The sequence below is a fragment of the Providencia sp. JUb39 genome, assembly GCF_012272845.1.
In the GTDB taxonomy this organism is placed as follows: Bacteria; Pseudomonadota; Gammaproteobacteria; order Enterobacterales; family Enterobacteriaceae; genus Providencia; species Providencia lanzhouensis.
Window position 1 is genome coordinate 2057226 of the sequence record NZ_JAAWXD020000001.1, and the last position, 25247, is coordinate 2082472.

Below are 25247 nucleotides of genomic sequence, written 5' to 3' on the forward strand. Positions count from 1 at the left end.
CGGTAGGTTGCCAATGTACAGCTTTATTAATGATTATAATGAAATAGCGCACCCAGCAGTGATGGAAGAACTCAATAGCTTAGCGGGTAAGCGTTTTGAAGGGTATGGTACCGACACGTTATGTGCCAATGTAGCTGAGCAAGTGAAACAGCGCATTGGACGCCCAGATGCAGATATCCATTTCTTCAATGGTGGTACGATCACCAATTTAACGACCATCTCTCATGTATTAAGACCTCATCAGGCGGCTATCGCGGTAGATTCAGGGCATATCGCGGTGCATGAAACAGGGGCGATTGAAGCCACAGGGCATAAAGTTTTCACTGTTCCTTCAGCATCGGGTAAATTAACGCCAGCGCTGATTGAGCAAGTTTTGGCACATCATACCGATGAACACTGTGTGCAGCCAAAATTGGTGTATATCAGTAACTCGACAGAGATTGGTACGGTATACCGTAAAGATGAGCTGGTTGCACTGCGTAAAGTGTGTGATGAGCATGGTTTATGGTTGTTTATGGATGGCGCGCGCTTAGCCTCCGGCTTAATGTCCCATGCGAGTGACGTAACGATTGAAGATATCGCTCAGTTGACGGATATTTTTTATATCGGTGGCACTAAGATTGGTGCATTGACCGGTGAAATCCTGGTGATTTTAAACCCAAGCTTAAAATCTGATTTCCGCTTTAGCATCAAGCAAAAAGGGGGATTGCAGGCGAAAGGTTGGTTATTAGCGGCACAATTTAACGCACTGTTTAAAGATGACCTTTATTTCACACTGGGTAAGCATCTCAATGATATGGCGATGCATTTAGCGGCATTCTTTACGCAACAAGGTTTTGAGTTCTTAGCGCCAGTTGAATCAAACCAAGTGTTTGTGGTGCTACCGGATTATTTAGCGAAAAAATTGTTGGAACATTACGTTTTAAGCAGTATGCCAGCGCCTGAAGCGGGTAAAACCTGTGTGCGTCTGTGTACTTCATGGTCCACAAGCGAACAAGATGTCGAAAAATTTATAAGCGTATTTAAGTCACTGCGTTAATTGCGTCATGAGTAAGCCCACTATATGGGCTTACTGTTATTAGCGATTATTTAGCAGGGGTTTTTAGTCCATTCAATAGCACATCAATACTAGCAATACTCTGTTTTAGCCGTGTTTTACTCTTATCTTGCGCTATCCAGTAGGCCGCTTCGGATAAGCCTCCATTCAGTAACGCGGCGAGGGCGCGAGGCTCTACGTTGGCAATAACATTATCTTCTACCAGCTTGGCGATGATCTTTTCAATGGCATCCGCACACTGTAAGTTAGATTTTGCGATGGCTTCTCCTAATACCGCTTTAGCATCTCGCAAAATAATTTGCTGATATTCAGGCTCTAGCGCCATTTCTAAATAGGCATGACAGCGTTGTTGAAAGCTTGACCACAGGTCATCGCTGTTGTCCGTAATTGTCTGTAAACGTTGGTTCATTTCAGCATCTATTTGTTCGACAACCGCCAAGAATAATCCCTGTTTGTCTCCAAAATGGTGATATAGCGCGCCGCGAGTCAATTCAACACTGGCAGTTAAATCATCCATTGATGTGTCTGCATAGCCTAAACGGCAGAAGAAATCCCGTGCCGTCGCCAGTAATAGGGCGCGAGTTTGTTCCATTTGGGCTTGTGTTCGTCTTGCCATAAAACCTCTTACATACATTGCGTATGATTGTTTACATTCATATCGTATCAATATATCATTTTTATACATACACACCGTATATATATTGAATTTTTATTATGGAGATACTGCATGCTGAGTCGATACCAACAACTTTTTCACGCTTCAGGAAGCATCCAATTCGCCTTAGCAGGGCTTTTGGCTCGCTTAGCGTTACCCATGATGGGGATTGGGATTATTACCATGCTGTCAATGTTGCAAGGAAGTTATGCGCTGGCAGGTGGCGTTTCAGCCACTTTTGTGCTGACTTATGCCTTATTATCGCCGCAAATTTCTCGCCAAGTGGATAGCCATGGTCAGTTTCGCGTATTGCCGTTAGTGACTTTTATTAGTGTTCTGGGTATGGGGCTAATCGTGGCGTCTACGTGGTTAGGGCTCTCTTATATTTGGTTATTTTTAGGAGCATTTCTGTCGGGCTTTATGCCGAGTATGTCGGCGATGATCCGTGCGAGATGGTCGCAGATCTACAAAGGGGATCCACTGTTGCAAACGGCGTACTCGTTGGAAACTGTATTCGATGATTTGACATTTATTGCGGGACCTCCCTTATCCGTCGGGCTGACAGTGGTTTTGTTCCCACAAGCGGGAATTATGATTGCGGGTATTTTATTGCTGGTGGGAGTCTTGCTCTTAGTTTCTCAACGTAAAACAGAACCTGCCTTAGTCGATAAGCACCAGATAATGAGCACGAAGGCGTCTATTTTGCGCCTGCCAAGTTTACAACTGTTGATTATTCTCATGATTTCGCTGGGCGTGATTGTGGGGACGGTCGATATTTTGAGTGTGACGCTGGCACAGATACAAGGGCAGCCGGCGATGGCGAGTTTAGTGTTATCGCTGTATGCCATAGGTTCTTGTGTGATGGGGGTGGTATTTGGAGGGATGCGTTTATCAATGCCTTTGCCGCGTATGTTGCTAATCAGCGGGGTTCTGACATTGCTGTCGATTATTCCGTTGCTGTGGGTTGGGGGAATTTGGTCACTGTCGATGGTGATGTTTATATCTGGGCTATTTTTTGCACCAACGATGATTATCGGTATGTCGCTGGTGGAGAATATTGTTCCCGATCACCGTTTAACGGAAGGGATGACATGGCTACTTGCGGGACTCAATATTGGCGTGGCATTTGGGGCGATGCTCTCAGGTAAAATGGTGGATGAGCTTGGAATTTATGCAGGATATTGGGTTGCTATTGCTGGCGGTATTTTGGTGGTGGTGTGCTCACTCATGAGTTACGGGCTATTGATGCGACAAGAAACGGCAGTTTGTTCCTCTTAAAAGACCGCGTCATGCTATTATGCTCACCATTAATTTTTTAAAGATGAAATAGATAGGTTATATGTCAATGATGGTGATTTGGGTGGATGCGGATGCATGCCCTAAAGTGATTAAAGAAGTGTTATATCGCGCGGCTGATAGAGAAAAAGTGCAAATTACATTTGTAGCGAACCAGCGTTTATCGGTTCCGCCTTCGATGTTTTTAAAAACGCTGCAAGTTCCCGCAGGGTTTGATGTTGCAGATAATGAGATTGTTTTACGCGCTCAAGCAGGCGATTTAGTCATTACTGCCGATATTCCGTTGGCGGCGGAAGTAATGGAAAAGGGCGCTGTGGCATTGAACCCTCGAGGTGAACGTTACAGTGAAGCCACCATTCGTGAAAGACTGACAATTAGAGACTTTATGGACACGATGCGAGCTAGCGGCGTGCAAACTGGGGGGCCTGCTAGCTTAAACCAACGTGATCGCCAACAATTTGCAAATGAGTTAGATAAGTGGCTGCTGCAACGTCGAAAATCGTTGGGATAGTGTTTTTAGTTCATTCGCATACGGTGGATTTTCAATAACCTGACGTAAGTTGCACCACGAAGGGTTATCCCTGTCTATAATAAAAAATCCTCCGCTAATGTGAGACACCATGATGGATCCACTACACAGCATTCTGATTACGTTGTTTTTGTTTGTTCTGACATTTTTTAACCCCGGAGCCAACTTATTTACGGTGGTTCAGACAACGTTAAGTTCAGGTAAAAAAGCCGGATTAACTTGCGGTTATGGGGTTGTTCTGGGGGATGCGATTTATTCAGGATTAGGGCTATTTGGGCTGGTGGCATTAATGACACAGTTTGAGTCGTTATTTTCCCTGATTAAGATTTTGGGTGGATTATATTTATTTTATTACGCGATCAGTGTCTTTCGAAATAAAACGCAACTGTCTCTTGCCACCGAAAAAAATACAGAAAATTTTCCAACAGGCGTTTATTTTCGTCGAGGGTTAATTGCTGACTTATCTAACCCTCAAACTGTTCTATTTTTCATGAGTATTTTCTCTACTACGATTTCACCCTCAACACCGCTGTGGACTAAGCTTGTGATTTGGCTAGGAATTGTGGTGGCTTCTCTAATTTGGCGTATTATCTTATGCCAGACATTTTCACTCTCTTCTGTAAGACGAACATATTCCCGTATCCATAAAGTGATAGGCAAAGTGGTAGGATTGATTTTAGGCGGGTTAGCTTCTAAATTAATTTACCAAGGTATTACTGAGATTGCCTTTAAAAAATAAGCCTCGCTGAAAGGACCATAAATGGGAATAACTGCATTGTATTTAGCGGCTGTGCTGACATGGATTGTTGCACTATTGCATTTTGCGTGTCTGGTTTGGGGGGCAGCTGGATTTAAGTGGCTCGGAGCAGGGGAACGGATCGTTAAACAGGCTCAAGAAGGGCATTGGTATCCACCATTTACGGCGATTCTTGTCGGCACGGTATTAACCATTTGGGGATTGTACGCATTCAGTGCAGCTCAAGGTTCTTTTTCTTTACCCTTTACTCAATCCATTCTAATTGCCATTGCTGCTGTATTTTTAATTAGAGCGGCGATATTTCCACTGATCAAAAGCCGCTTTAAAGGCAATAGCGACCTATTTTGGTATGTCAGTTCCGGGTGCTGCTTGATATTGGGGGCACTATTTTTAGTGGGTGCACTGTTACGCTAAACAGGAAGTACGTTAAACAGGCTTGGAAATGGTCAATAAGGTGACAGCGTCACCTTATTTTAATATTGAAGGATACGTGTAACATTATTGAGCGGTGGATTTTACCCACTCAGTGACTTCCTCAAATGTTCCTTTGAAAACAATTCGATCCTGTTTCTTGCTTAACTGATAGCGGTACATCGGATCATAATATTCATGAAGAAGTGGTGTAAGCCATGAGAAATGAACGTCTGTTTTTTCCGTTTTACGTTGAGCAATCAGCGCATCATCAAGGAGTTTAGTTAGTTCAATCGCTCTCTGGGAACCTAAACGTTTACGAATAGCATGTAGACCATGATGTAGGTATTCGCTGTAGGCATTCCAACCTTGTTCTTCACCAAATGCGGCAAGAAAATCGTGGGTCATTCGGTCAAAATACTCCTCTTTTAACCTTTCCATACGGCGCTCAATGGGGTCTTCAACCACCGCAATTGTTGCTGTTTCCATTGCTTGGCGTAGTGAATCGGGAAGGCTGTTCACGCCAATGGCTCGACCTTCATCTTCAAGCACCCACCGGTTGTGATTAGGCGCTTTTTTTAACATAGAAACCGCTAAATGGTTTTCAAACGTCGCCTGTGAAAATTGGGCTTCTAAAGTACGCCCAAAGGAAGAGCCTCGATGATGGGCAATACCTTCTAGATCAATACTATCTTCAAGGCTTTGAACTAATAGTGTTTTGCCATTTCCAGTGCAACCGCCAATCAATATTACTGGGCGTTGAGCGAGTTCGTTAATTGCATCGATGGCAGTTTGGCGTAAATTTTTATAACCCCCATTAATAAGCGGATATTCAATGCCCGCTTCTTTTAACCATTGTTGAGCAATATGGGAGCGCATTCCGCCGCGAGCGCAGCAAAGATAGCCTTCTGGGTTTTGTTGACAGGCAGTTTTCCACGCATTAATTCGATTTTCACGTAATTCACCCGAGACTAATTGATGCCCTAACTCGACGGCTTTGTCGGAGCCTTTTTGTTTATAACAGATCCCGACGGCGGTACGTTCATCGTCATTCATTAAGGGTAAATTGAGTGCTGATGGCATAGCGCCTTGTTGAAATTCAACGGGGGCACGAACATCAATGATTGGGGTGTCAGAAGCGAGGATCTGGCGAATTTCAGGTGTGGAGAGCGCTAATTCCATAATAAATAAAATGATTCATATCAATTCGGATTTCGATAAGGGCTACTATACTCCTAAATAGGGATGATGGCACCTTATCTGGGACGAAAAGAGAACGGAGTGCTATATTGGAAGTCGTCTTTCAACTTTCGAAGGAGTAATGACATGAAAACCCTAACACTGCAAGAGATGACTGAAACGCAAAGAATGCGGGTGAGGCAACGGCTGGCTCAAGAACGTAAAAGTTTAGGGCGCGAGTTGACCAATTCAGAAGAAAGCAAAGTCAAAAAACTGATCATTACCGAAATCTCGGCTGAAGTTGAAAAAGAAGCCAAAGCCTTAAGAACCCAAAAGAAAAAAGAGCGCGTAACAGGAAGCAATGCGACCTACAACTGGTCATCTAACAACCATACTCGCGGTTATCGCTAACAAAATTTTCTCATTAAATTCAATATCAACACCAAAAAGCACCTATTAATAGGTGCTTTTTTTATGCCATGAAAAAACGCAGTGTTTTGACTATTACAAGCGTATACTGATTATTAGCATTCATATAATTGCAATTTAAATAATATCAGTGAGCTGTAATAGGAGTCTGATCATGACAGAAGAACATGAACCGTTTGGCACTTTACTTGGCTACGCCCCCGGTGGTGTTGCAATTTACTCTTCCAATTACAGTTCCATTCCCGATTTAGGTGAACGGGATGATATCTCTTTTCGCAGTTATATCAATAATGAATACATGGGATATAAATGGCAATGCGTTGAATTTGCTCGGCGCTTTCTTTATCTCAATTATGGCGTGGTGTTTACCGATGTCAGCATGGCGTATGAAATTTTCGCATTACGTTTTTTGCGCCATGTAGTGGATGACGGCATTTTGCCATTGCGCGCGTATCAAAATGGCAGCCAAATGAAACCCACCGCAGGAAGCTTACTGATTTGGGCGGAGGGGGGGGAATTTGAGCATACTGGGCATGTTGCGATTATTACCCAAGTTTTTGATAACAAAGTTCGAATTGTTGAGCAAAATGTTCTACACCATAAACTCCCTGCGGGTCAGCAGTGGACTCGAGAGCTACCGCTAAACACTGATAATGGAAGTTATACGTTGTCTGATACATTCACCGATACCACGATCCTCGGTTGGATGATACAAACGGATAATAACCAGTATGCCTATAAAGAACCTGAAATTAATCCGCAATTGATGGAACTGCACGCGGCTCAGTTAGATAGCCAAGTCAACTTCAAGCAATGCTGGTTAGATGAATCTAACCCGATTGAATTAGCCTATGTGAAGGCTAACCATGGGTATAAATTGAATGCCAACCCTCACGAATATTTCACGATTTCCAGCACTGCCGAAAATCAGCTAATGCAGGCAACAAATGAAGTTCATTTGATGTATTTGCATGCGACTGAAAAAGTCCTCAAAGATGACAACTTACTGAAACTTTTCAATATTCCCGAAATTCTCTGGCCGCGTTTGCGTTTATCATGGCAAAACCGCCGTCATGATATGGTGACGGGTCGCCTTGATTTCTGTATGGATCATCGAGGATTGAAAGTTTATGAATACAATGCGGATTCAGCTTCTTGTCATACTGAAACAGGGTTAATTATTGATAAATGGTCAAAAGTAGGCGGCATCAACGCGGGCTGGAATCCTGGTGAACGACTGCAAGAGTTACTTACGGATACATGGAAACACACCACTGCAAAACCGTTTATTCACATCATGCAAGATAAGGATAGTGAAGAGGATTATCACGCTCTGTTTATGGCTCAATCCATTAAAGCGGCGGGATTTGAATGTAAAATTATCCATGGTTTGGATGAGTTAGTCTGGAATGAAACGGGTCAAGTGGTGGATGGTGAAGGGCAGGTGCTTCAATGTGTATGGAAAACATGGGCATGGGAAACTGCTCTGGAGCAGTTACGCCAAGAGAGTGAAAGTGACCTTTCTGGTTTACCTATCCGAACCGGTCATCCACATCATAATGATGTCCGGCTGATTGATGTGCTGTTGCGTCCAGAAATTCGTGTTTTTGAACCGTTATGGACAGTGATCCCTGGGAATAAATCAATCCTGCCGATTCTATGGTCACTGTTCCCGCATCATCCATATTTATTGGATACAGATTTTGAGATTAACGATGAGCTACGCCAAACGGGGTATGCCGTGAAGCCTATCGCAGGGCGTTGTGGTAATAATATTGGGCTGGTTGATCATCAAGACGATATTCTGGATGAAACTTGTGGGCAATTTGCCCATCAAGAGAATGTTTATCAGCAATTATGGTGTTTACCGAAAGTGGCAGAACGTTATATTCAAGTCTGTACATTTACGGTGGGTGGACATTATGGTGGTGCATGTTTACGTTCTGATCCTTCTTTAGTCATTAAGAAAGATAGCGATATAGAACCACTTTGGGTGCTTGACGACGATGACCACCTGAAGCAACGTCAGTAAAAATAAGAATAAAAGCAAAAGAAATGGCGCTATCTTTAATACTGAAGATAGCGCCACTTTCGAGATCTAGATTAGAACTGGTACACTAAGCCCAGACCTAAGACATTATCCGTATTGATGTTGTGCTCACGAGTAAACTCATTTTTATTCAATAAGTTAATTTTGTAATCAACGACAGCGGACATGTTGTTGTTGAACTCATAAGCTGCGCCAACAGCCACATATTTCACTAAATCTTTGCTGCCATATTCACCAAGATCTTTCCCTTTAGATTGGTTATAACCAATTGAAGGGGTTAAGCCGAAATCTAAGGTATAAGTAGCAACAACTTCTAAGTTTTCTGTTTTATTGGCAACAGCTTCAGCATCATCTTCGCCATAGCGAGTTGCATTCAGTGCTTGGCCATACATCGCTGCGATGTAAAGGTCTTCCCACTCAAATTTACCCCCGACGTTCCACACTTGCGCGCGTTCACCTTTTGCTCCAATAGCGCCGTCACGCTGGCTTGGTGTACGACTTGAGTTTGCATAGCTGCCCCCTAAGGTGACGCCGTAACCTAATTCATAAGCGGTGGATAAACCATAACCATCACCGTTATTTTTTAGTGCATCTTCACCAGAGGATTTATTTTGATCGCCATTCTTGCCTTGGTATTGCAGGGCGAAGCTTAAGCCATCAACATAGCCGAACATATTATTATTGCGATAAGTTAATAAGTTACGGTTACGTCCCATCATGAAATTATCTTCTTGATCCATGGTGTCGGCGCCCCAAAGTGGGAGAACATCAGTCCATGCATTGATATCGTAGTTCACACCATAATTACGACCGTAATCCAAAGAACCAAAATCAGCGAATTTTAAACCGGCATAAGCTAAACGGTTTTGGTTTTCATGATCACTTTCAGATTTATTGGTTGGAGTTTCCCATTCAAAACGACCATAGCCTGTGAGTTGATCGTTGATTTGCGTATCACCACGGAATCCTAAACGAACGCGTGAATCATCACCATCTTCACCACTTTTTGAATCGGCAATATAGTGGCGAACATCAATTTGTCCATAGACATCAAATTTGTTGCCATCTTTGTTATAAACTTCTGCCGCGTTAGCTGCGCCTGCGAATGCCAGAGTTGTGATAAGTATTGCTAATTTATTGTATTTCATATAAAAATCCTTTAAATCACGTATAAAACAGTTGATTTTGTGCATGGATGGGAAATAAACCGCGTATATTATCAACGTAAGGTATCAATTCAGGCAATATATAATTAAATGAGAATCATTCAATGAGTGGATTGCACTGAACTAAATATAATTACTCGCAAATTATTTCGTAAAATCGCTATTTGGGAAGTGCGAATGGAAGGCGGGGGTTTCAGGATAATCGTATAGTGAACTGGAACGGCAACATTTAGAATGTGATGCATACCAAATGATCATAGAAGGATAATAATTGATGCCATGGACGTTTTCTCATCCTGCGGTTGTGTTTCCTATTAAGCATTCTTTCTTGGGAAAATGGCTAAGTTTGCCTGCGATGATCCTTGGGAGTTTGAGCCCAGACTTATTATATTCGTTTGGATTGTATCGATTAGCATCAGAAGCCCATCATATTGTGGGATGGCTATCTATTGGATTACCTCTTTGCTTTATTATTTATGTCATTATTCTGAAGCTGGCTTCGCCATTATCAACCGTTATACCTTTTGCGATTAAAAAAACGCAGGGTTGGTCTATCCGAACTATTTGTATTCTCGCTATATCTTTCTTTATTGGCGCATTAACGCACATTGTTTGGGATTCTTTTACGCATGATACAGGCACGATGGTGCGGTCATGGTCATTTTTACAGTTCAACCTCACCATGACGGATAAACAAGAAATTGCTATTTATAAAATTTTGCAGCATTCCGGATCATTATTAGGTTTGCTCTATTTAAGTTATCAATATTGGCGATATCATCGAAAACAACCAAAAATACAGCAGCACATTGATAACCAAAAACTCAAAAAAATAATGGGGATAGGTGTTGTTTCCGCGCTATTCGCGCTACCTATTGCCTATTATCTCACACCGAAATTACCCAATTTTCACTTTAACCGCTTCGTTTATTTAGAACTTACCATGACGGTGCCATTTTTCTTTGGTGGTTTAGTTACTTATGGGATTTGGACATTTTACCGTCAATGCCGCTTACGTTAAAATATTCAAGATTTTTGCGATTTCAGCATTTCAGCACATTGCAGCCTCTTGTAACTTTTGTGCAATTGGACAGCTTAAGTGGAGATGTTGGGGTTTAAAACCACGCTGAAATAACCAGACCCATTCGCCATGACTGTCGAGAATTAAACCGGCATCTCGATAACCGACTTGGTAAAAAAAGGGCAGATATTTGGCTAGCATGACATTGATAGGGGTCTGAATATAAATACGCCGCCCATAGGGTAGATGCGCGAGTTCATTGACGACCCCACCTGTTATTTGATGCAGTGTCACGTTGATGCGCTCACCGCTATCAAACACCTCAATGGGAAAAATGTGAAGATTTGGCATAGCAAATGGCGGTTTATTACCGAATGGCGCGCTCAGTAATGCCAGTGTATTTGGCTGTGTTTTCATCGAACTGAGTGTTGGTACGGGTTTTGGCTGCAAAGTTTGTACGCCCACAACAACACTTTCAAATGAGCCCGATTCAAAGGGGGAGCCGACATAATCCCGTAATAATGCGGTGGTATGAAACCCTAAATTTTTTGCCAATAGCTGTGAACCTAAATGGCTGCATACCATTTTAATGGTCAGTGTTGTTAATTGCTGCCGGCGAGCCTCTTTATAAAGGTGCATACCGAGCTGGAATGCCACGCCACGATGCCGGGCAGCAGGATGGGTGACAATCATCGCCAATTCTGCATTAGTGGTAACGCTAGCGTCTCGTTTTAAGGCTGCGTGACCGATGATTTTGTTATTTTTTATCGCCACTGCACTGCACCAAATGCGTTGTTTATTGCGCTGAGTGATCATCGCGGGGATATAAAGCTCGGGATAAACGTAGCGGTCTGCGTATACATCACGAAAAAGCGCGCTGATATCATTAGCATCTGTTGCGTAAAAATTTCGGATATTCATTATTTATTTTTCTTCTAAACGTATGCTCGGTTATCGATAATTCGCTGTAATTTACCTGTTCGAATATTGCAAATAAGCTCATCCTGTTGACACCATTCAATAACCCAATGTAGTTGGTCACTTTCGAGTTGCTTTACGGCATGGCTATATTTTTTTTGGATTGTATGACCAAGAGTTTTGGCGTGATTATCATCGCCCAAAAAAGCAATACGTAGTGTTAATTGGTCATAATAACCATGATGTTCTACTAGCATTTGCCACTGTTGCTCGCCAAGTAGTTCGCTAATTAAAGCGTCAATCTCATCAGGGTAAATCGTGGAGTGGCCAACACGAATACGATGCCCAAAGCTACTTCGCCCATGTAAAAAGAACCGACGAGCTGGCTGTCCCTTTGGTTCAGACCAAGCAGCAGTATCGCCGGTTGGATAGCGGATCAACGGCATAAGCTGACGGGTTAAGTTTGTGATAACCAGCATGCCAGTGCGACCTTCATCCTCAATTTGTTCGCCAGTGACCTCATCAATAATTTCAACGATAGTTTCAGGTTCAAAAACTCGATGCTCTCCAATTTGACATTGAGCGTCACTCTGACCTATTAGTCCCGAATCAACCCCCGCACAGCCGATAGAGGCAATACGGGCACAAGGAAATGCGCGTTGAAGTAACAATGATTGTTCGGCAAATAGGCTTTCTCCTCCAAATAGAAGCAGGGAAATCTCCAATAAGGGTTGGTGTTGTTGGGTAGCTTTTGCTGCTAGTTGTAATAACGTTGCAGGAACTCCCGCGAGAACATTGATTTTATGTTGGCGAATTTGAGTAAATAAGCCTTGAGGATCGATTGTGCCGCTAAATGGATATTCACATAGGGGAATATCTGCATGGAATAGGGCTTGATGGATAAATAAGAAACTCGAATAAAGATCCCCAGCGAAAAATAGATTTCCAACCCGATCGCCAGATTGTAATTGGTTTGACAGGCTACGGCTAAAGCGGGTCACAAAGGCATACCATTCGTTATGGGTATAAAGCGATAATTTACAGGCTCCAGTGGTGCCGCCTGTTTTAAATACCAAACCATGAGTAAATGGAGCCGTTAAGACAGGCCAACTGGCCAGGTCATGGTTCCCAGCCCAATATCCAGCAGAATTGACGAGGGGTAAATCACAAAGTTGCCAGCCATGTTTGGGGATCTTCCGGTAATGCTTCGCATAGTAAGGTGAGTGCTGACGAGCAAATTCAATTAGCTGTTCAAGCGATAAGATAGTGGCGTCATTGATGTATGTTTTCATTTGTCGACCCCAACCCTGTATTTATGAGAACTATATTCATGAGTGCTATGTTTCTGAACGCTTAACATTTATCGTTTATCAATGACTAACAGCGTTTTACCACTTTGAGGATTGCACTCAAATGTGGTTGATGGGCAACGGATGACTTCAAATTCAAGTAACGCTGCATCAAGTATCATGAGTAACACTGGGTCACTCTTAAGGCGATTTTGTACTTCTATTGTGTCACCATCAGCGAAAACACGCATCCGGTCTAATTGGCTAAGGGGGTTATGATCTAAGATGAACTGTATTGGAACGTCTACCCGTCGAGCTAGCTGCTGCATTGGGATAAATGCACTGCCTATGCGGGTCAGGTTGTCATGACGGTCTAGAAGTTCAAAGCGAGGCGTGAGTGCGCCACAAGGGCAGGCTCCTTTCACCCAACGCCCAAGATCACCAATGTCGTAGCGAGTGACCCGATGTCCATCTCGGTTGCGAGAAGTAAAAAGTAAACGACCGACTTCTCCGGATTTAACGGGAATATCACTGGTTATTTCGACTATCTCTAACCACTGAATATCAGCCATTAAATGAAATACACCGTCTTTGCTTGCTTTACAGGTGTGGCCTAATGTACCAGCATCGGTGGAACCATAGAGCGCAGAGCGAATAGTTTGGATACCGAAGCTATGCCAAAAATCACGTTGGGCAGGACTTATTGGCTCACCACCGGTCAATATTTTTCGAATGCCGCCATAGCGGCGTAATGGTACTGCTTGTTGCGTAAATAGCTGAGAAAGCGTGCTTGGCATGCCGATAAGTGTATTAACTTGCTGGCTCACGATCATTTCGGCAATTTCGCCATAATCATCATTTTGGGGTCCGCCCATAGGAAGATGGGTCACGTCAGCTTTATCGAGGATGGTGAAAAAACTGAGTAAACTACCGTATAAATTTCCTGAGTAGAATAAATTCAGTACGTTATCGTTGTCGGGGTCAAGACCTGCGGCGAAGATACCATCTGCGGCGGCTTGCATTTGAAGATGATAGTCACGATAAGTAAAGCCGGATAACTTAGGAGTGCCAGTGCTGCCACCACTGCGGAAAAATAATTTAGCGCTAGGCTGTATCGTGTTTTCAGTGAATGATAATTTGCCCATAATGGGTTGTTCTGTAAGTAAATTAGGTTCCTCGAGTGGGAGGTCAAGGGTGGCTAAACCGGATAAACTATTATCATCGAGGGTTACACTAACTCGCCGAGTGAGTCGATTTAATGCAAACACGCCATCATGGGGCTCCCCGTTATAACCTGAATGAATGCACCCAGGTGTGGTGATGCGATTAACCCCAGCAGCCAGCAATTGCTGACTCAGGTTCGCTGTATCATTTGTCGTTGAAATCAGAGCACAGGTTTGCAAGTAAGTACGCCATGGGCGTAAGGTTTCAATCAGTTTATGGCGAGGCAAGGGGCGTAATAAGAGCGTTCTATATAGTGGTGATGGCTCAAATTCAATGGTATTTTTTAACCAAATACGCCAATTATCCCCACTCCAGCAGAGGTTTTGTGCATCTGCAAATACGTTGTCTAATTCGTTAAAGGCGTTTGCAGTGGTAATATCCGCCGCGGATGTGGTGTCTGGTTGTTGAAATGGCCAGTAATGACAACGTCGATGCATTGCCTGTGCTAGATGATTTCCCACTTCGATGAGTGTTGGTAAGGATTCAGTATCGATGAAGATACTCTGTGGACTCGAACATGATAGCTGATTAAATCGACAAACTTCATCCGCAAGTTGATCCAAATTTTTGTCAGTAATGCCATTTGGGATTAACCAAGAAAAACTGATTTTATGACCCCAAGGGAGCCAACGGCAATTCGGCGAAAGTTGTTCTCTTATACTTGTTAGTGTTTTATCCGCCCCCCATGCAGAAACGCCATCAACCTGCTTTATTAATTGGGGAAGGTTTTCTATTGCCACAGGTAAGATGGCGACATAGTTCTTCAATACATGGGTTTCGTCACACGCCAGAAATGCGTGTAATAATTCGAAAGTTATCCCTTGTTGACGGGAGCTTGTTCGCAACCAGTTAATATTACCCACTAACAAACTTTCGATTATGGCTAAAAAAGGAAGAGATGTGGCATTTGCGGGTGTGATATGCAATACGACCCCCAACGGTCGCCAACTTTCAAAATGAGGTTGAGATAAATGGGGACGGCGTAAAGAGAATGGTGAACGCCCTAATTCATGTTCGAGTTTAAAACGTAATGCGGTGGGATGACAAAATTGTTTGATTTCGTTTCTTAGTACCTCATCAATTTTAGGTAAAAAATTAGGGTCTTTTAATCGGGTAATAAAACGTTCCGCACAGGTCAATAGGGCTTCGAGAGGTATAGGTTTCCCCAACGTGCTTGGCAGCATTTCAGTGAGTAAACTCAAGGACTGATTAGGATTGAAATCGGGGTAATGTTTTCCATAGATGAGGAACATATTATTTTCCTTGATGTAGTTCTGAGGCGGCTAATGCGCAACTCCGTGTTTTATGTTGAGTTGCTCGACCAAGCAGTTGAAACCAGTCAGTTCCTAGACCACATCCACATTCAGCCCCTCGATGTAGGATCGCTAAATCGCTCATCAAAATGCTATGGGCTGGGCAGGAGGTTATATAGGGGGAAACCAATTGTAAGAAACCGCTTTCGCCATACCCTTTTATTTCAAAAGAGTAGGTATCTCGCACCCACGCTTTAGCATAGACAGGAAGGTGAAAATGGTGATGAATACATTCGATATAGGGAACACCATGCTCAATGGCACCATAACCATCTCGGCAACGTTCGTTGATGATCCCTAATTGTTTGGTCAGTCTTTGGTAGAGCGTAGTTTTAGGAATTTCTTGTTCTGCATATGTTTTCCAACCGCCGCCAAAAAGTGTTAATGAATCGGGAGGTAATGTTAGCGGAGGCAATTGCATATCTTGCATCATTTCAAGTACAAACCAGATAAAAGCAGGGAAACCAAGTATACGTACAGGGGCTTCATCAAGGGAAAAACGCTGTAATGCTTGGATCACGCCTAGCGGGTCAAATTGATGACCTTTTCCCGTATGTCGTAAGGCATAAACAACCTGTTTAATTGGCGCATATTTACATAAATATTGGTCAGTATACGTTGTGCCTAGGGTAATTGAATCGACGGGCTCATAACTGAGTAATAGGTAGTTACACGGTGTTTTCGGTGTAACCCAGTCATAATATTGGAATATATGATCAACCATGTTCAGCAAGGCGTTAATACTACGTTCATCAAAACGCATCCGGCTTTTTTGCCCCATAGTACCCGACGATGTTAGCTCTAACGCATCATTGCCAGTGTGGCTAACCAACAGATTATGTTTGAAATAGTTGGCAAAGATTGGCGGTAAGTCACCCCATGAATTGATTTGCGGGTTTTCCGGGGAAATATGATGTTTAATCAGCCATTGGGCATATTTGGGGGTGTTTTTTATATGGAAAAAAACGAGTTCCTGCATAGCGTGATGGAATAATAATTCGCTTGCCTCCGTACAATGATAAGGTTGATTTAGTTTGCATAATTCATCGACAGTAGGGACAGATATCATGAGATATTCCTTTAGCCCAAGGAGTAATTAAATAAGAAAAAGGTGCTAAAAAAGTCTAGATTGCAACGGCAATCTAATATTACGAGTGATAATAAACGGATGGAAAAAAAACAAAATTATTAAGATTGTTACACCGTAATAGTAAAATATAAGTCTTGTGTGGGAGGTTAGAGTACAGCTTCAAGGTTAACGTTTTTGATGGGTGCTAAAGGAGATGGCAGTAATAAAACGCGTATTACTGCCAGTAATTCATGTGGTTAGTTGGCAGTTTGGTTATTGAGGCTATTTCGCAGTAATATCATCGCGATAATAATGCCAATTCCTACCGCTAATCCCATAATATTAACTGAATCCCAACCCATAAAGTAAAAAGCGAAGCCTGCAATTAAGCTTCCTAAGGCACCAAAACTGAAAATGAGAAAATCTGTAGCGCCTTGAATTTTGGCTCTTTCATGTTCATGGTAAGTTCTTGGAAGTAGCTGTGTGGTGCTAATTAAAATAAAGTTCCACGCTAATCCGACTAATGTCATGGTGACTAAAAAGTGTGTGTAGCTCGAGCCAGTGAAACCAATAATGTTGGCTATAGCTAAACATATTGCCCCCATCCAAACGAATATTTTCACCCCAAAACGGCTAATCAGATGCCCAGTAAAGAATGAAGGGGCGAACATGCCTAATATGTGACATTGAAAGACAAAAGTGATGGCTGCAAAATCAAATCCTTGAGTTTTCATCGCTAATGGGAATGTACCCACCATATAAACGACAAGGGCATAACCGATAGCACTGACAATGGCAATCAGCATTAATAATGGCTGAGAATAGAGCCGTAAATAAGAGCGACTTACCAATGAATTAGCGGTTTTGGCTTGAATTTGATGCGGTTTTAATGGCAAAAAGAGTAACAGAATAAATGCAAGAATATAGATAATCGTCAGAGCACCAAAGGTTCCAATAAATGGATAGTTTTCAATTAAGGTTCGAGTTGAAACAGCAAGTGTTGGACCAATCAATACGGCAATAATACCGCCACTCATGGTTAATCCAATGGCTTTTGAACGTAATGCAACCGGCGTTTCTTCTAATGCAGCAAATCGGTACTGTTGTGCCGTACCAATAGCAATACCCGTAAAGAAAGTGCCAATAGAGAAAAGTAATAAATTCTGGCTATAAATACCGATTATGGCAAATAGTGCGCCAGCTAATCCGCCAACGTTTCCAAGAATGAACCCAGCACGACGGCCAAACCGCATCATAAAATGCGCCATCGGAACAGAGGTCAGAATTAATCCAATATATTGAGCAAGAAGAGGGATTGTCGAATAGGCAGGATCGGCAGAAAGCTGAGATCCGACTAAAACGGCAACCGACAATACAAGTGCATTACCGGTTGTAAATAGGGCTAATGCGGCGGCAAGCCAAAAAACTGAACGAGGCATAATCATTCCTTATTGTTCATAAAAATCAACAATAGTAGAGGGAGAAAACGAATATGCCGGATGATACAACTTAAAGTTAACTTTAAGTCAAGCGAGTTTTTTACTCAGTTTAGCAATGTTTTGTTTTAAGCTTACAGATAAAATTTTCTGAAATTTAGGACACTGCAAGTGGTTTTCTGACGGACATTGTTCAATATGTTGTAACCCTTGCTTAAGTTTCTGCAACTCTTGGATTTTTTGGTCAATTTCATCTATTTTTTCTCGCAAAATAGGGCGTTCAATTCCTTTTTCTGGCATACGATTTAGCATGTTTGCTATTTCATCCAGTGAAAACTGAGCTTGTTTAGCAAGAATAATGAGTGAAAGATGAGTGAGAACTTCAGGGGCATATAATCGAGTTAAACCTTTTCGGCCAATAGGTTGGATTAACCCTTTGCTTTCATAGAAACGAATAGTTGCAGAGGTAAGACCCGTAAGTTCGGATACTTGGCTGATAGAGAGTGTTTTCATAATAATTTTGCGCTCTATATAAATAACGTTTATCCGCTAACTTATCACCTAACTATTCTGAATTGAATTATGGTTGATGACTTATTTACATTAAGAATGGTTAACTCAGTTCATTTGAAGAAAAATGGTGTTTTTTAGTCATAAGAAATAGTAAAAATGAAGGAAATATATGATTAATGATGGGCTAAAGATTATTATCACTGGCGGTCCCGGCGCAGGTAAAAGTGCAATTATTGAAAATTTAATGGCTAAAAAATACACCTGTTTACCGGAATCGGGTAGGGCCATTATTCAAGATCAAGTCTGTATTGGTGGTAACGCATTGCCATGGCTTGATAGACAAGCATTTGCTGAGATGATGCTTTGCTGGGAATTACGATCATGGCATTTGGCTGATCATCATAATGAAATCTGTTTTTTTGACCGGGGGCTGCCTGATATTGAGGGCTATTTGAATTTATGTTCAATTCCAGTTCCTAAGCATATAGAACGAGCAATCAATACGTTTCAGTATAAAAAAAGCGTATTTATCACACCACCATGGCAAGAAATATATGTGCAAGATGCGGAAAGAAAACAAACATTTGATGAAGCAGTGATGACCTACCATGCGATGGTGACGACATATAAAAAATATAATTATGAATTAATCGAGATCCCTTGTTTACCTGTTGATGACCGAGTTAATTTCATTCTTTCTTATGTGAACCAATAATATGAATAAAAAATTCTTGTTAGCGCTTGTTTAATGGGACATAACGTTCGTTACAATGGAACAGAAAAGGTACATTTAGTGGAAAAACTATTCAAGAAATGGGGGTTGCAACTACATTATTATCTAAATCAGGGGTTTCTGTATTTTCTCACTCCAAGTAGTGCAGTGGTTAGATAGCTCAGAAAGATGACAATACTAGAAATAGCTGCTAAATTATCTATTCATACATCTATTCATTTATCTATTCATTAAGTGGTTAATACCATGACTAATCGATCTGAGATGATACATCAATTGCTCCGTGATGGGCCAAGAACAGCAAGGCAACTAGCTGATATTATTAATGTTAGTCAGCCAACTTTGTCTCGAGCGCTAAAAGTATTAGGTGACGATATTATCCGGATTGGCGCTGCATCCTCTATTCAATATGCATTGCGTGATACGTTTCGAGGGTTTAATTCTGCTCCTATTTATCGCATCACAGAAGAGGGTACGTTACGATCTCTAGGTCAGTTAATTCCGGTTTATCCAGATGGATTTGTTATGGAGCAAGTTGACGGAGTATGCCTTCATAGTGATGGTTTACCATGGTGGCTATTTGATATGCGCCCACAAGGATACCTTGGTCGAGCTTATGCATCCGCCTATTCAGCGCAACTTGGAATATCACCAAATCCAGATCGCTGGTCAGACTCCGATATTATAAGAGCCTTGCTCGCTCACGGGCATGATGCAGTAGGAAACTTATTAATTGGGGAGCAGGCAAGAAACCAATTTCTGAACATGCAGGCACCGACTCCCGTTGATCGAGCCACTGTGTATCCGACATTAGCGCGAGCAGTTAGCTCGGGAGAGGCTCCAGGATCATCCGCAGGCGGTGAGCAACCTAAGTTTTGTACCTACACTGAACGGGGTCATGTCATCGTAAAATTTACGGCGCAAGATGATAACCCAATCAGTGAACGTTGGCGTGATTTGTTACAAGCGGAGCACCTTGCTTTAAAGGTACTAGGAGTAGAAACAGAGGTATTTGATTTTGAAGGACAACGCTTCCTTGAAATTCCTCGATTCGATCGTGTTGGTTTACTCGGTCGTCGAGGGCTTTTTTCTTTACAAGCTCTGGATGCAGAATTTGTAGGGCGGGCAAGAGAGCCTTGGCCTGTATTGGTCAATGAATTAGTGAAGCAAAAACATGTACATCCCGATGCGATCACCAGTACAGCACGGCTTTGGGCATTTGGTATGCTCATCGGCAATACCGATATGCATCATGGTAATTTATCGTTTATTAGTAGTCATGGCCGCCCATACCATCTTGCACCAGCTTACGATATCTTACCGATGGGGTTTGCGCCTAAGTCGGGTGGTGAAATCGTTAATACTCTTAGGCCAGTTACATTACTTGAAGGGATCCGTGGAGAAACTTGGCGGGAAGCGTTGGAATTAGCTGAGACGTTTTTTACTTTAGCCAATGATTGCCAATGTTTTTCTGAAAACTTTGCTTTATGCTTACAAACGTTACGCGGTCACATCGATGAGGCCAGTTCCCGGATATCGCGCCTTGCTGATGAGTTTTGATGCTAAAACGTAGTCTAAGCATGGGGCATAAACATTTTCGGAGCGATTATGCGTTTTGATATGGTTGATTTACGTTTATTTGTAAATACCCACAAGGCCGGGAGTATTACAGCAGGGGCCAATTTATCTAATTTAAGTTTGCAATCAGCCAGTGAACGTATTCGGGGCATGGAAAGTGAACTTGGTGTTTTATTATTGACGCGCTCTTCGTCGGGAATAAAGCTGACAAATGCAGGATTGGCATTATTGAATCACGCGAATCAGGTGCTATTGCAGATCGACCATATGCGCAGTGAATTACGTCAATACAGCCAAGGTTTACGGGGGTATATTGACCTGTTATGCAACTCTTCGGCACAAGCCGGTTTTCTTCCCAAAAAATTAGCTGACTATCTACAGAAACACCCAAATATTAGCGTTGGGATCCGTGAAATGTCGAGTGAGAAAATCATCAATAGCCTTAATAATCAAATGGCAAACTTAGGAATCGTTGCAAATCCATCGTCATTATATGACTTAGAATTTAAATTTTTATGTGATGACCATTTAGTTATTTTCACGCCACCATCCAATGATTTGAATGACCACGGCATTTCTTCATTAAAACAAATTGGAAACCATGATTTTATTGGACTCTCTCAAGGTAATGCATTACAGGATTATATTGACCATCATGCACTAAGCGAAGGAGTTTCATTTAATTACCGAATGCGTTTAGCAACGATGGATGCGGTGATGCAATTGGTGAGTGAAGGGCTTGGCTATGCCATTTTACCGAGACAAGTCATATCACGCTTTATCGGAATATATCCAGGAAATATCATTCTTTTATCTGATGAATGGGCAAAGCGCAAATTGTACATTTGCGCTCGAAGGTTTGATGAGTTACCAAGTTATATGGATGAGTTTGTTAAATTTTTATTTGAACAACATGTACACACCTAAAGCGATCAACCCTAAGAAGAAACAACGCCTGAATATTTTTTCACTGATCAAATTTCTACAATATTGCCCCACATACATGCCAATAATCGCCGGAATAAGTGCAATTGACGATGTGTAATAATCTATAGTTTCACTATTATTCTCTCTGATTAATAATATGGCCAACGCAATTGTTGACGCGGTAAACGCGAGTCCTAGTGTTTGTATTAATTCATTTTTATTAAGATTCAGCGATTGTAAATAAGGAACTGCAGGGATCACAAAAACTCCAGTGGCTGCGGTAATAACTCCAGTAATATAACCAATTAGTGGGGATAACCATCGTTCATTTTTACCTGATGTTGACGATTTAGGGAGGAACATTGCCACTAATCCATAAATGATTAATATCAGACCTAATGCAGGAAATACCCACTCTGATGCTGAGCTCAATTTTGGTAATGGGCTATAAACAGTGCCAATAAAAATAGTGATAATAAATAAGTAAAATCGTCGAATTAAATTTAAAAACTTACCACCGATCATAAGTTGCCATATATTGGTGACGAAAGATGGAATAATTAGAATGCTTGCTGCAACAGCAGGCTCCATGACCGTTGTTAACAAACCCATAGATAATGTTGGCAAGCCTAGCCCAATGACTCCTTTAACAAATCCAGCTAAAAAGAAGATCAATAAAATTAACGCCATATTGGATTTACCTTTAAATTGATAAGCATTGCTTAAAGGGTAATCAATTAAATAAAAACAACCTATATGGATTATTTTTAGGGGGGCTTAGGAAAATACAGAGTAGGGGTTTTCAGCAAGTTATAGCTATTATAGCCATCAATACACCATTTAAATCAAGCTATAAGTTTTTCTATAGGCTACTAAAAATTATCATCATTTGTGAACCATACAAAAGAAAATATAATCATGAGTAAAAATAAAGCCCTACATAAATTAAATTTCAACTTATGCTGAAATAAACTCATTATATAAATATTGACCATCAAAGGTTTACTATGACTTTACGATTTAAAACATTTGCCGCATTAATTTTAAGCATGCCTCTTGTATCCTCTGCATTTGCTTTGACTTTACAGGATCAAGTTAAGCAATACGAAAAAGAGGGTTGGAAGGTTGGTTTGTCAATTATATTCCCAGATGATAAAACGATTTCTATAAATGGAAATCAACGTTTTCCTTTAGATAGTACGGTTAAATCAATTGCTTGCGCCAATGTTCTGGCAAAGGTTGATGCAAAGAAAATTTCATTAAATCATTCGATGATAGTGACTGAAAAAAATATTGTGACATATTCACCAGTTGCTAAAGATTATATGAATAAGCCATTTACGCTTGAACAAGCTTGCAAAGCGGCCAATGAATACAGTGATAATACTGCCGCTAATTTTGCTATTTTTTCGGGTGGGGGACCAGAAGCTCTGACGGCATTTATGCGGGCTATCGGAGATACGGTTACTCGTTCTGACAGATATGAGCCAGAATTGACAGTCAATCCTGAGGGTGATTTGCGAGACACAACAACTCCTGATGCAATGAGCAAGAGTATCAAGAAAATTTTGACTGGCGAAGTTCTCAGTAATTCATCAAAAGAACAATTGAAAGAATGGATGGTCAATAATAAAGTCGCTGATAATATGCTTAGAGCTTCGCTTCCTAAAGGATGGAAAATCGCAGATAGATCAGGTGCAAGTGACTATGGTGTCAGAGGGATAACGTCGATGGTCTGGTCAAATAATCATGATCCTGTTTTCATCAGCATCTATGTAAGAAAAGCGGATACTTCTTTGGATGAACGCTCAGAAGTGATTCGTGTTTTAGGTTCTCATATATTTGACGAATACCTTAGTCACTAAAAAGTAGTAAAAGGTTGGGGTTCTATGGAAGAACCCCGATAAGTAGTAGAGAGATAGGTATAAGGCTATTATCTGTCCATATATTCTATTTAACATAATATGCATTATGCGAACTTAAGTATGAAATAAAGAAATCCAGCATTTTGACTGGTTAATCGTGTTGGTTTATTTATCGCTGAAACTGCCTTTTCTATGACCAATTAAGCTTTTAGTCGTTGCTTCATGTCCGCCCGTTAAGTGAGATTTAATGTGAGCTCAGGGATCATTCAGACGTTGTTAACTTTGACGATTGTTTGGTTCTTGAATTCTGATTCCCCCAAAAGTTATCGACCTACGTTTGACGCCAAACAAAAATATAGAGGCACATTACTTCTATAATGACTGGTTTATTTACTTATATAGATGTGGTCACATGGTTAACAAACTGAATCTTAACTGGCCTGAATTTTTAGAAAAATACTGGCAGAAAAAACCCGTTGTATTGAAAAATGCATTTCCTGATTTTGTCGACCCTATCACTCCGGATGAACTGGCCGGATTGGCGATGGAACCGGAAGTTGACAGTCGCCTAGTCAGCTTCATTGATAATAAATGGGAAGCGAGCCACGGTCCGTTTGAAGACTACAGCGAATTAGGCGAAAAAGGATGGTCGCTGCTAGTACAAGCCGTCAACCATTGGCATATGCCTGCCGCTGAATTGGTGAAACCGTTCCGCGTGCTGCCGGAATGGCGTCTTGATGACTTGATGATCTCCTATTCAGTGCCTGGCGGTGGCGTTGGACCACATATTGATAATTATGATGTTTTTATCATCCAAGGAATGGGACGCCGCCGCTGGCGAGTAGGTGACGCCCTTCCCATGCGTCAGTTTTGCGCACATCCGGCATTATTACATGTTGACCCATTTGAGCCGATTATTGATGTAGAAATGGTACCGGGCGATATTCTGTATATTCCGCCGGGATTCCCTCACGATGGTTTCACCTTCGAAGATACCATGAACTATTCTGTCGGCTTCCGTGGTCCGACCGGACGTGACCTGCTGAGTAGTTTTGCAGACTATGCACTGGAACAGGATTTGGGCGGAATAAATTATGACGATCCTGACCTGAAAGTCAGTAAAAATGCGGGAACCATGGAACCTCATGAGGTTGAACGTCTACGCGCTATGATGATTGAAATGATCAGTAAGCCTGGTGATTTTGAACAATGGTTAGGTCGTTTTGCAACCACCCCTCGCCATGAGCTGGATATTGCACCTGCAGAACCGCCGTATCAGCCGGAAGAAATACTGAGCGCTTTGAATGCCGGTGAAAAATTGATACGACTAAGCGGGCTGAGAGTCATGCGCATCGGCGATTATTTCTTCGTGAATTCAGATGGTTGGAATGCCACAGAAATAAAGGGTGCAGACGCATTGTGCCAGCTTACGGAAATCGGAATAAATGAACTTGGTGAAGCACTGGGGAACCCAGTTTTTGTCTCTGAGTTGACCGAGTTTATCAATCAGGGATATTGGTATTTCGAAGAGTAAGCCATTTCAGCCAACAAGATAAAACACCTGCTGACGGGTGTTTTATCTCATCTTTCATTACGATTCATTACTCGTCAAAAAAAGGGCTAATCAGACCATTGATTGACAGTACGTTGCCGTTATCTCGGGCAGCTTATGCTCATGAGCGAATTGCAAACAACCAGGCACGTGGCGCAATTATACTTATCCCTTGATATTATTCACTCTCAGCCACCGACCGCTATAAAAAAGTCGGTGGTTTAATTCTTATCTATCCTCAGAAATCAAAACCTCTTTTTTTAAAAGATAATAAAAACAT

At 41.8% G+C, this 25247-nt stretch carries 24 protein-coding genes and 1 pseudogene; 15 read left to right on the top strand and 10 right to left on the bottom strand.

What is annotated here, in order from left to right:
- Positions 1 to 13 precede the first annotated feature (13 nt).
- Entirely contained in the window at positions 14 to 1039 is a 1026-nt protein-coding gene (locus HFU86_RS09410; RefSeq protein WP_187129108.1) for a threonine aldolase family protein, read from the top strand.
- A 46-nt stretch (positions 1040 to 1085) separates the two neighbouring features.
- Here HFU86_RS09410 and HFU86_RS09415 read toward each other — a convergent pair whose 3' ends face one another.
- Positions 1086 to 1673, bottom strand: a complete 588-nt coding sequence (locus tag HFU86_RS09415; protein WP_132495959.1) for a TetR/AcrR family transcriptional regulator — start codon at positions 1671 to 1673, stop codon at positions 1086 to 1088.
- 111 nt (positions 1674 to 1784) lie between these two features.
- Between HFU86_RS09415 and HFU86_RS09420 the strand changes: the two genes are divergently transcribed.
- From HFU86_RS09420 to HFU86_RS09435, 4 genes are all read left to right on the top strand, one after another.
- The gene (locus tag HFU86_RS09420) at positions 1785 to 2990 is read left to right on the top strand and encodes an MFS transporter (RefSeq protein WP_187129109.1); all 1206 of its coding nucleotides are present in this window, start codon (positions 1785 to 1787) and stop codon (positions 2988 to 2990) included.
- Positions 2991 to 3060: 70 nt separating this feature from the next.
- Positions 3061 to 3519 (top strand): YaiI/YqxD family protein, encoded by a 459-nt coding sequence (locus tag HFU86_RS09425; protein WP_036948314.1) that lies wholly within the window; start codon positions 3061 to 3063, stop codon positions 3517 to 3519.
- Positions 3520 to 3628: 109 nt separating this feature from the next.
- The gene (locus HFU86_RS09430; RefSeq protein ID WP_187129110.1) at positions 3629 to 4276 is read left to right on the top strand and encodes a homoserine/threonine efflux transporter; all 648 of its coding nucleotides are present in this window, start codon (positions 3629 to 3631) and stop codon (positions 4274 to 4276) included.
- 21 nt (positions 4277 to 4297) lie between these two features.
- Positions 4298 to 4708: a hypothetical protein gene (locus HFU86_RS09435; protein ID WP_132495962.1), complete on the top strand. Its 411-nt coding sequence runs from the start codon at positions 4298 to 4300 to the stop codon at positions 4706 to 4708.
- Between the two features lie 84 nt (positions 4709 to 4792).
- Here the strand turns inward: HFU86_RS09435 and mnmH are convergent, their stop codons facing one another.
- Entirely contained in the window at positions 4793 to 5887 is a 1095-nt protein-coding gene (gene mnmH, locus HFU86_RS09440) for a tRNA 2-selenouridine(34) synthase MnmH (RefSeq protein ID WP_187129111.1), read from the bottom strand.
- Positions 5888 to 6031: 144 nt separating this feature from the next.
- Here mnmH and HFU86_RS09445 point away from each other — a divergent pair, with 144 nt between their 5' ends.
- Both HFU86_RS09445 and gss read left to right on the top strand, forming a co-directional pair.
- Positions 6032 to 6295 (top strand): DUF3811 domain-containing protein, encoded by a 264-nt coding sequence (locus tag HFU86_RS09445; RefSeq protein ID WP_132495964.1) that lies wholly within the window; start codon positions 6032 to 6034, stop codon positions 6293 to 6295.
- Positions 6296 to 6467: 172 nt separating this feature from the next.
- Positions 6468 to 8345 carry a bifunctional glutathionylspermidine amidase/synthase gene (gene gss, locus HFU86_RS09450; protein WP_187129112.1) on the top strand — a complete coding sequence of 626 codons (1878 nt, stop codon included), beginning with the start codon at positions 6468 to 6470 and terminating at the stop codon, positions 8343 to 8345.
- A gap of 71 nt (positions 8346 to 8416) precedes the next feature.
- Here gss and HFU86_RS09455 read toward each other — a convergent pair whose 3' ends face one another.
- A complete protein-coding gene (locus tag HFU86_RS09455) occupies positions 8417 to 9511 on the bottom strand; it encodes a porin (protein ID WP_108478122.1) in 1095 nt (364 codons plus the stop codon).
- A gap of 292 nt (positions 9512 to 9803) precedes the next feature.
- On the opposite strand from HFU86_RS09455, the gene HFU86_RS09460 reads away from it, so the two are divergent.
- Positions 9804 to 10550, top strand: a complete 747-nt coding sequence (locus HFU86_RS09460) for a DUF4184 family protein (protein WP_187129113.1) — start codon at positions 9804 to 9806, stop codon at positions 10548 to 10550.
- 30 nt (positions 10551 to 10580) lie between these two features.
- Here the strand turns inward: HFU86_RS09460 and HFU86_RS09465 are convergent, their stop codons facing one another.
- The 6 genes from HFU86_RS09465 to HFU86_RS09490 all read right to left on the bottom strand — a co-directional run bounded on the left by HFU86_RS09465 (position 10581) and on the right by HFU86_RS09490 (position 18312).
- Positions 10581 to 11471: a GNAT family N-acetyltransferase gene (locus HFU86_RS09465; protein ID WP_132495968.1), complete on the bottom strand. Its 891-nt coding sequence runs from the start codon at positions 11469 to 11471 to the stop codon at positions 10581 to 10583.
- Positions 11472 to 11485: 14 nt separating this feature from the next.
- The gene (locus tag HFU86_RS09470) at positions 11486 to 12760 is read right to left on the bottom strand and encodes a phenylacetate--CoA ligase family protein (protein ID WP_132495969.1); all 1275 of its coding nucleotides are present in this window, start codon (positions 12758 to 12760) and stop codon (positions 11486 to 11488) included.
- A 68-nt stretch (positions 12761 to 12828) separates the two neighbouring features.
- Positions 12829 to 15234, bottom strand: a complete 2406-nt coding sequence (locus HFU86_RS09475) for an acyl-CoA reductase (RefSeq protein WP_187129114.1) — start codon at positions 15232 to 15234, stop codon at positions 12829 to 12831.
- 1 nt (position 15235) lies between these two features.
- A complete protein-coding gene (locus HFU86_RS09480) occupies positions 15236 to 16363 on the bottom strand; it encodes a LuxE/PaaK family acyltransferase (protein ID WP_187129115.1) in 1128 nt (375 codons plus the stop codon).
- Between the two features lie 257 nt (positions 16364 to 16620).
- Positions 16621 to 17802, bottom strand: a complete 1182-nt coding sequence (locus HFU86_RS09485; protein WP_187129116.1) for an MFS transporter — start codon at positions 17800 to 17802, stop codon at positions 16621 to 16623.
- Positions 17803 to 17889: 87 nt separating this feature from the next.
- Complete coding sequence (locus HFU86_RS09490; RefSeq protein WP_187129117.1) at positions 17890 to 18312, bottom strand: MerR family transcriptional regulator; 423 nt, start codon at positions 18310 to 18312, stop codon at positions 17890 to 17892.
- Positions 18313 to 18481: 169 nt separating this feature from the next.
- On the opposite strand from HFU86_RS09490, the gene HFU86_RS09495 reads away from it, so the two are divergent.
- The 4 genes and pseudogenes from HFU86_RS09495 to HFU86_RS09505 all read left to right on the top strand — a co-directional run bounded on the left by HFU86_RS09495 (position 18482) and on the right by HFU86_RS09505 (position 21550).
- On the top strand, positions 18482 to 19027 hold the full coding sequence (locus HFU86_RS09495) for an AAA family ATPase (RefSeq protein ID WP_187129118.1): 546 nt from the start codon (positions 18482 to 18484) through the stop codon (positions 19025 to 19027).
- A gap of 33 nt (positions 19028 to 19060) precedes the next feature.
- A pseudogene (locus HFU86_RS20305) lies at positions 19061 to 19129 on the top strand (hypothetical protein); the annotation flags it as partial.
- Positions 19130 to 19291: 162 nt separating this feature from the next.
- Positions 19292 to 20605: a type II toxin-antitoxin system HipA family toxin YjjJ gene (gene yjjJ / locus HFU86_RS09500; protein WP_187129119.1), complete on the top strand. Its 1314-nt coding sequence runs from the start codon at positions 19292 to 19294 to the stop codon at positions 20603 to 20605.
- A gap of 48 nt (positions 20606 to 20653) precedes the next feature.
- Positions 20654 to 21550, top strand: a complete 897-nt coding sequence (locus HFU86_RS09505) for a LysR substrate-binding domain-containing protein (protein ID WP_187129120.1) — start codon at positions 20654 to 20656, stop codon at positions 21548 to 21550.
- Here the strand turns inward: HFU86_RS09505 and HFU86_RS09510 are convergent.
- Positions 21524 to 22240: a sulfite exporter TauE/SafE family protein gene (locus tag HFU86_RS09510; protein WP_132495976.1), complete on the bottom strand. Its 717-nt coding sequence runs from the start codon at positions 22238 to 22240 to the stop codon at positions 21524 to 21526. The two genes, HFU86_RS09505 and HFU86_RS09510, sit on opposite strands and share 27 nt — an antisense overlap.
- 317 nt (positions 22241 to 22557) lie before the next feature.
- Here HFU86_RS09510 and bla point away from each other — a divergent pair, with 317 nt between their 5' ends.
- The 3 genes from bla (at position 22558) to HFU86_RS20310 (ending at position 25143) form a co-directional block, all read left to right on the top strand.
- Entirely contained in the window at positions 22558 to 23415 is an 858-nt protein-coding gene (bla, locus tag HFU86_RS09515) for a class A beta-lactamase (RefSeq protein WP_187129121.1), read from the top strand.
- A 412-nt stretch (positions 23416 to 23827) separates the two neighbouring features.
- Positions 23828 to 24949: a ribosomal protein uL16 3-hydroxylase gene (locus HFU86_RS09520; RefSeq protein WP_187129122.1), complete on the top strand. Its 1122-nt coding sequence runs from the start codon at positions 23828 to 23830 to the stop codon at positions 24947 to 24949.
- On the top strand, positions 24931 to 25143 hold the full coding sequence (locus HFU86_RS20310; RefSeq protein WP_442959163.1) for a zinc-binding dehydrogenase: 213 nt from the start codon (positions 24931 to 24933) through the stop codon (positions 25141 to 25143). Before HFU86_RS09520 ends, HFU86_RS20310 begins: the two co-directional genes overlap by 19 nt.
- Positions 25144 to 25247 lie beyond the last annotated feature (104 nt).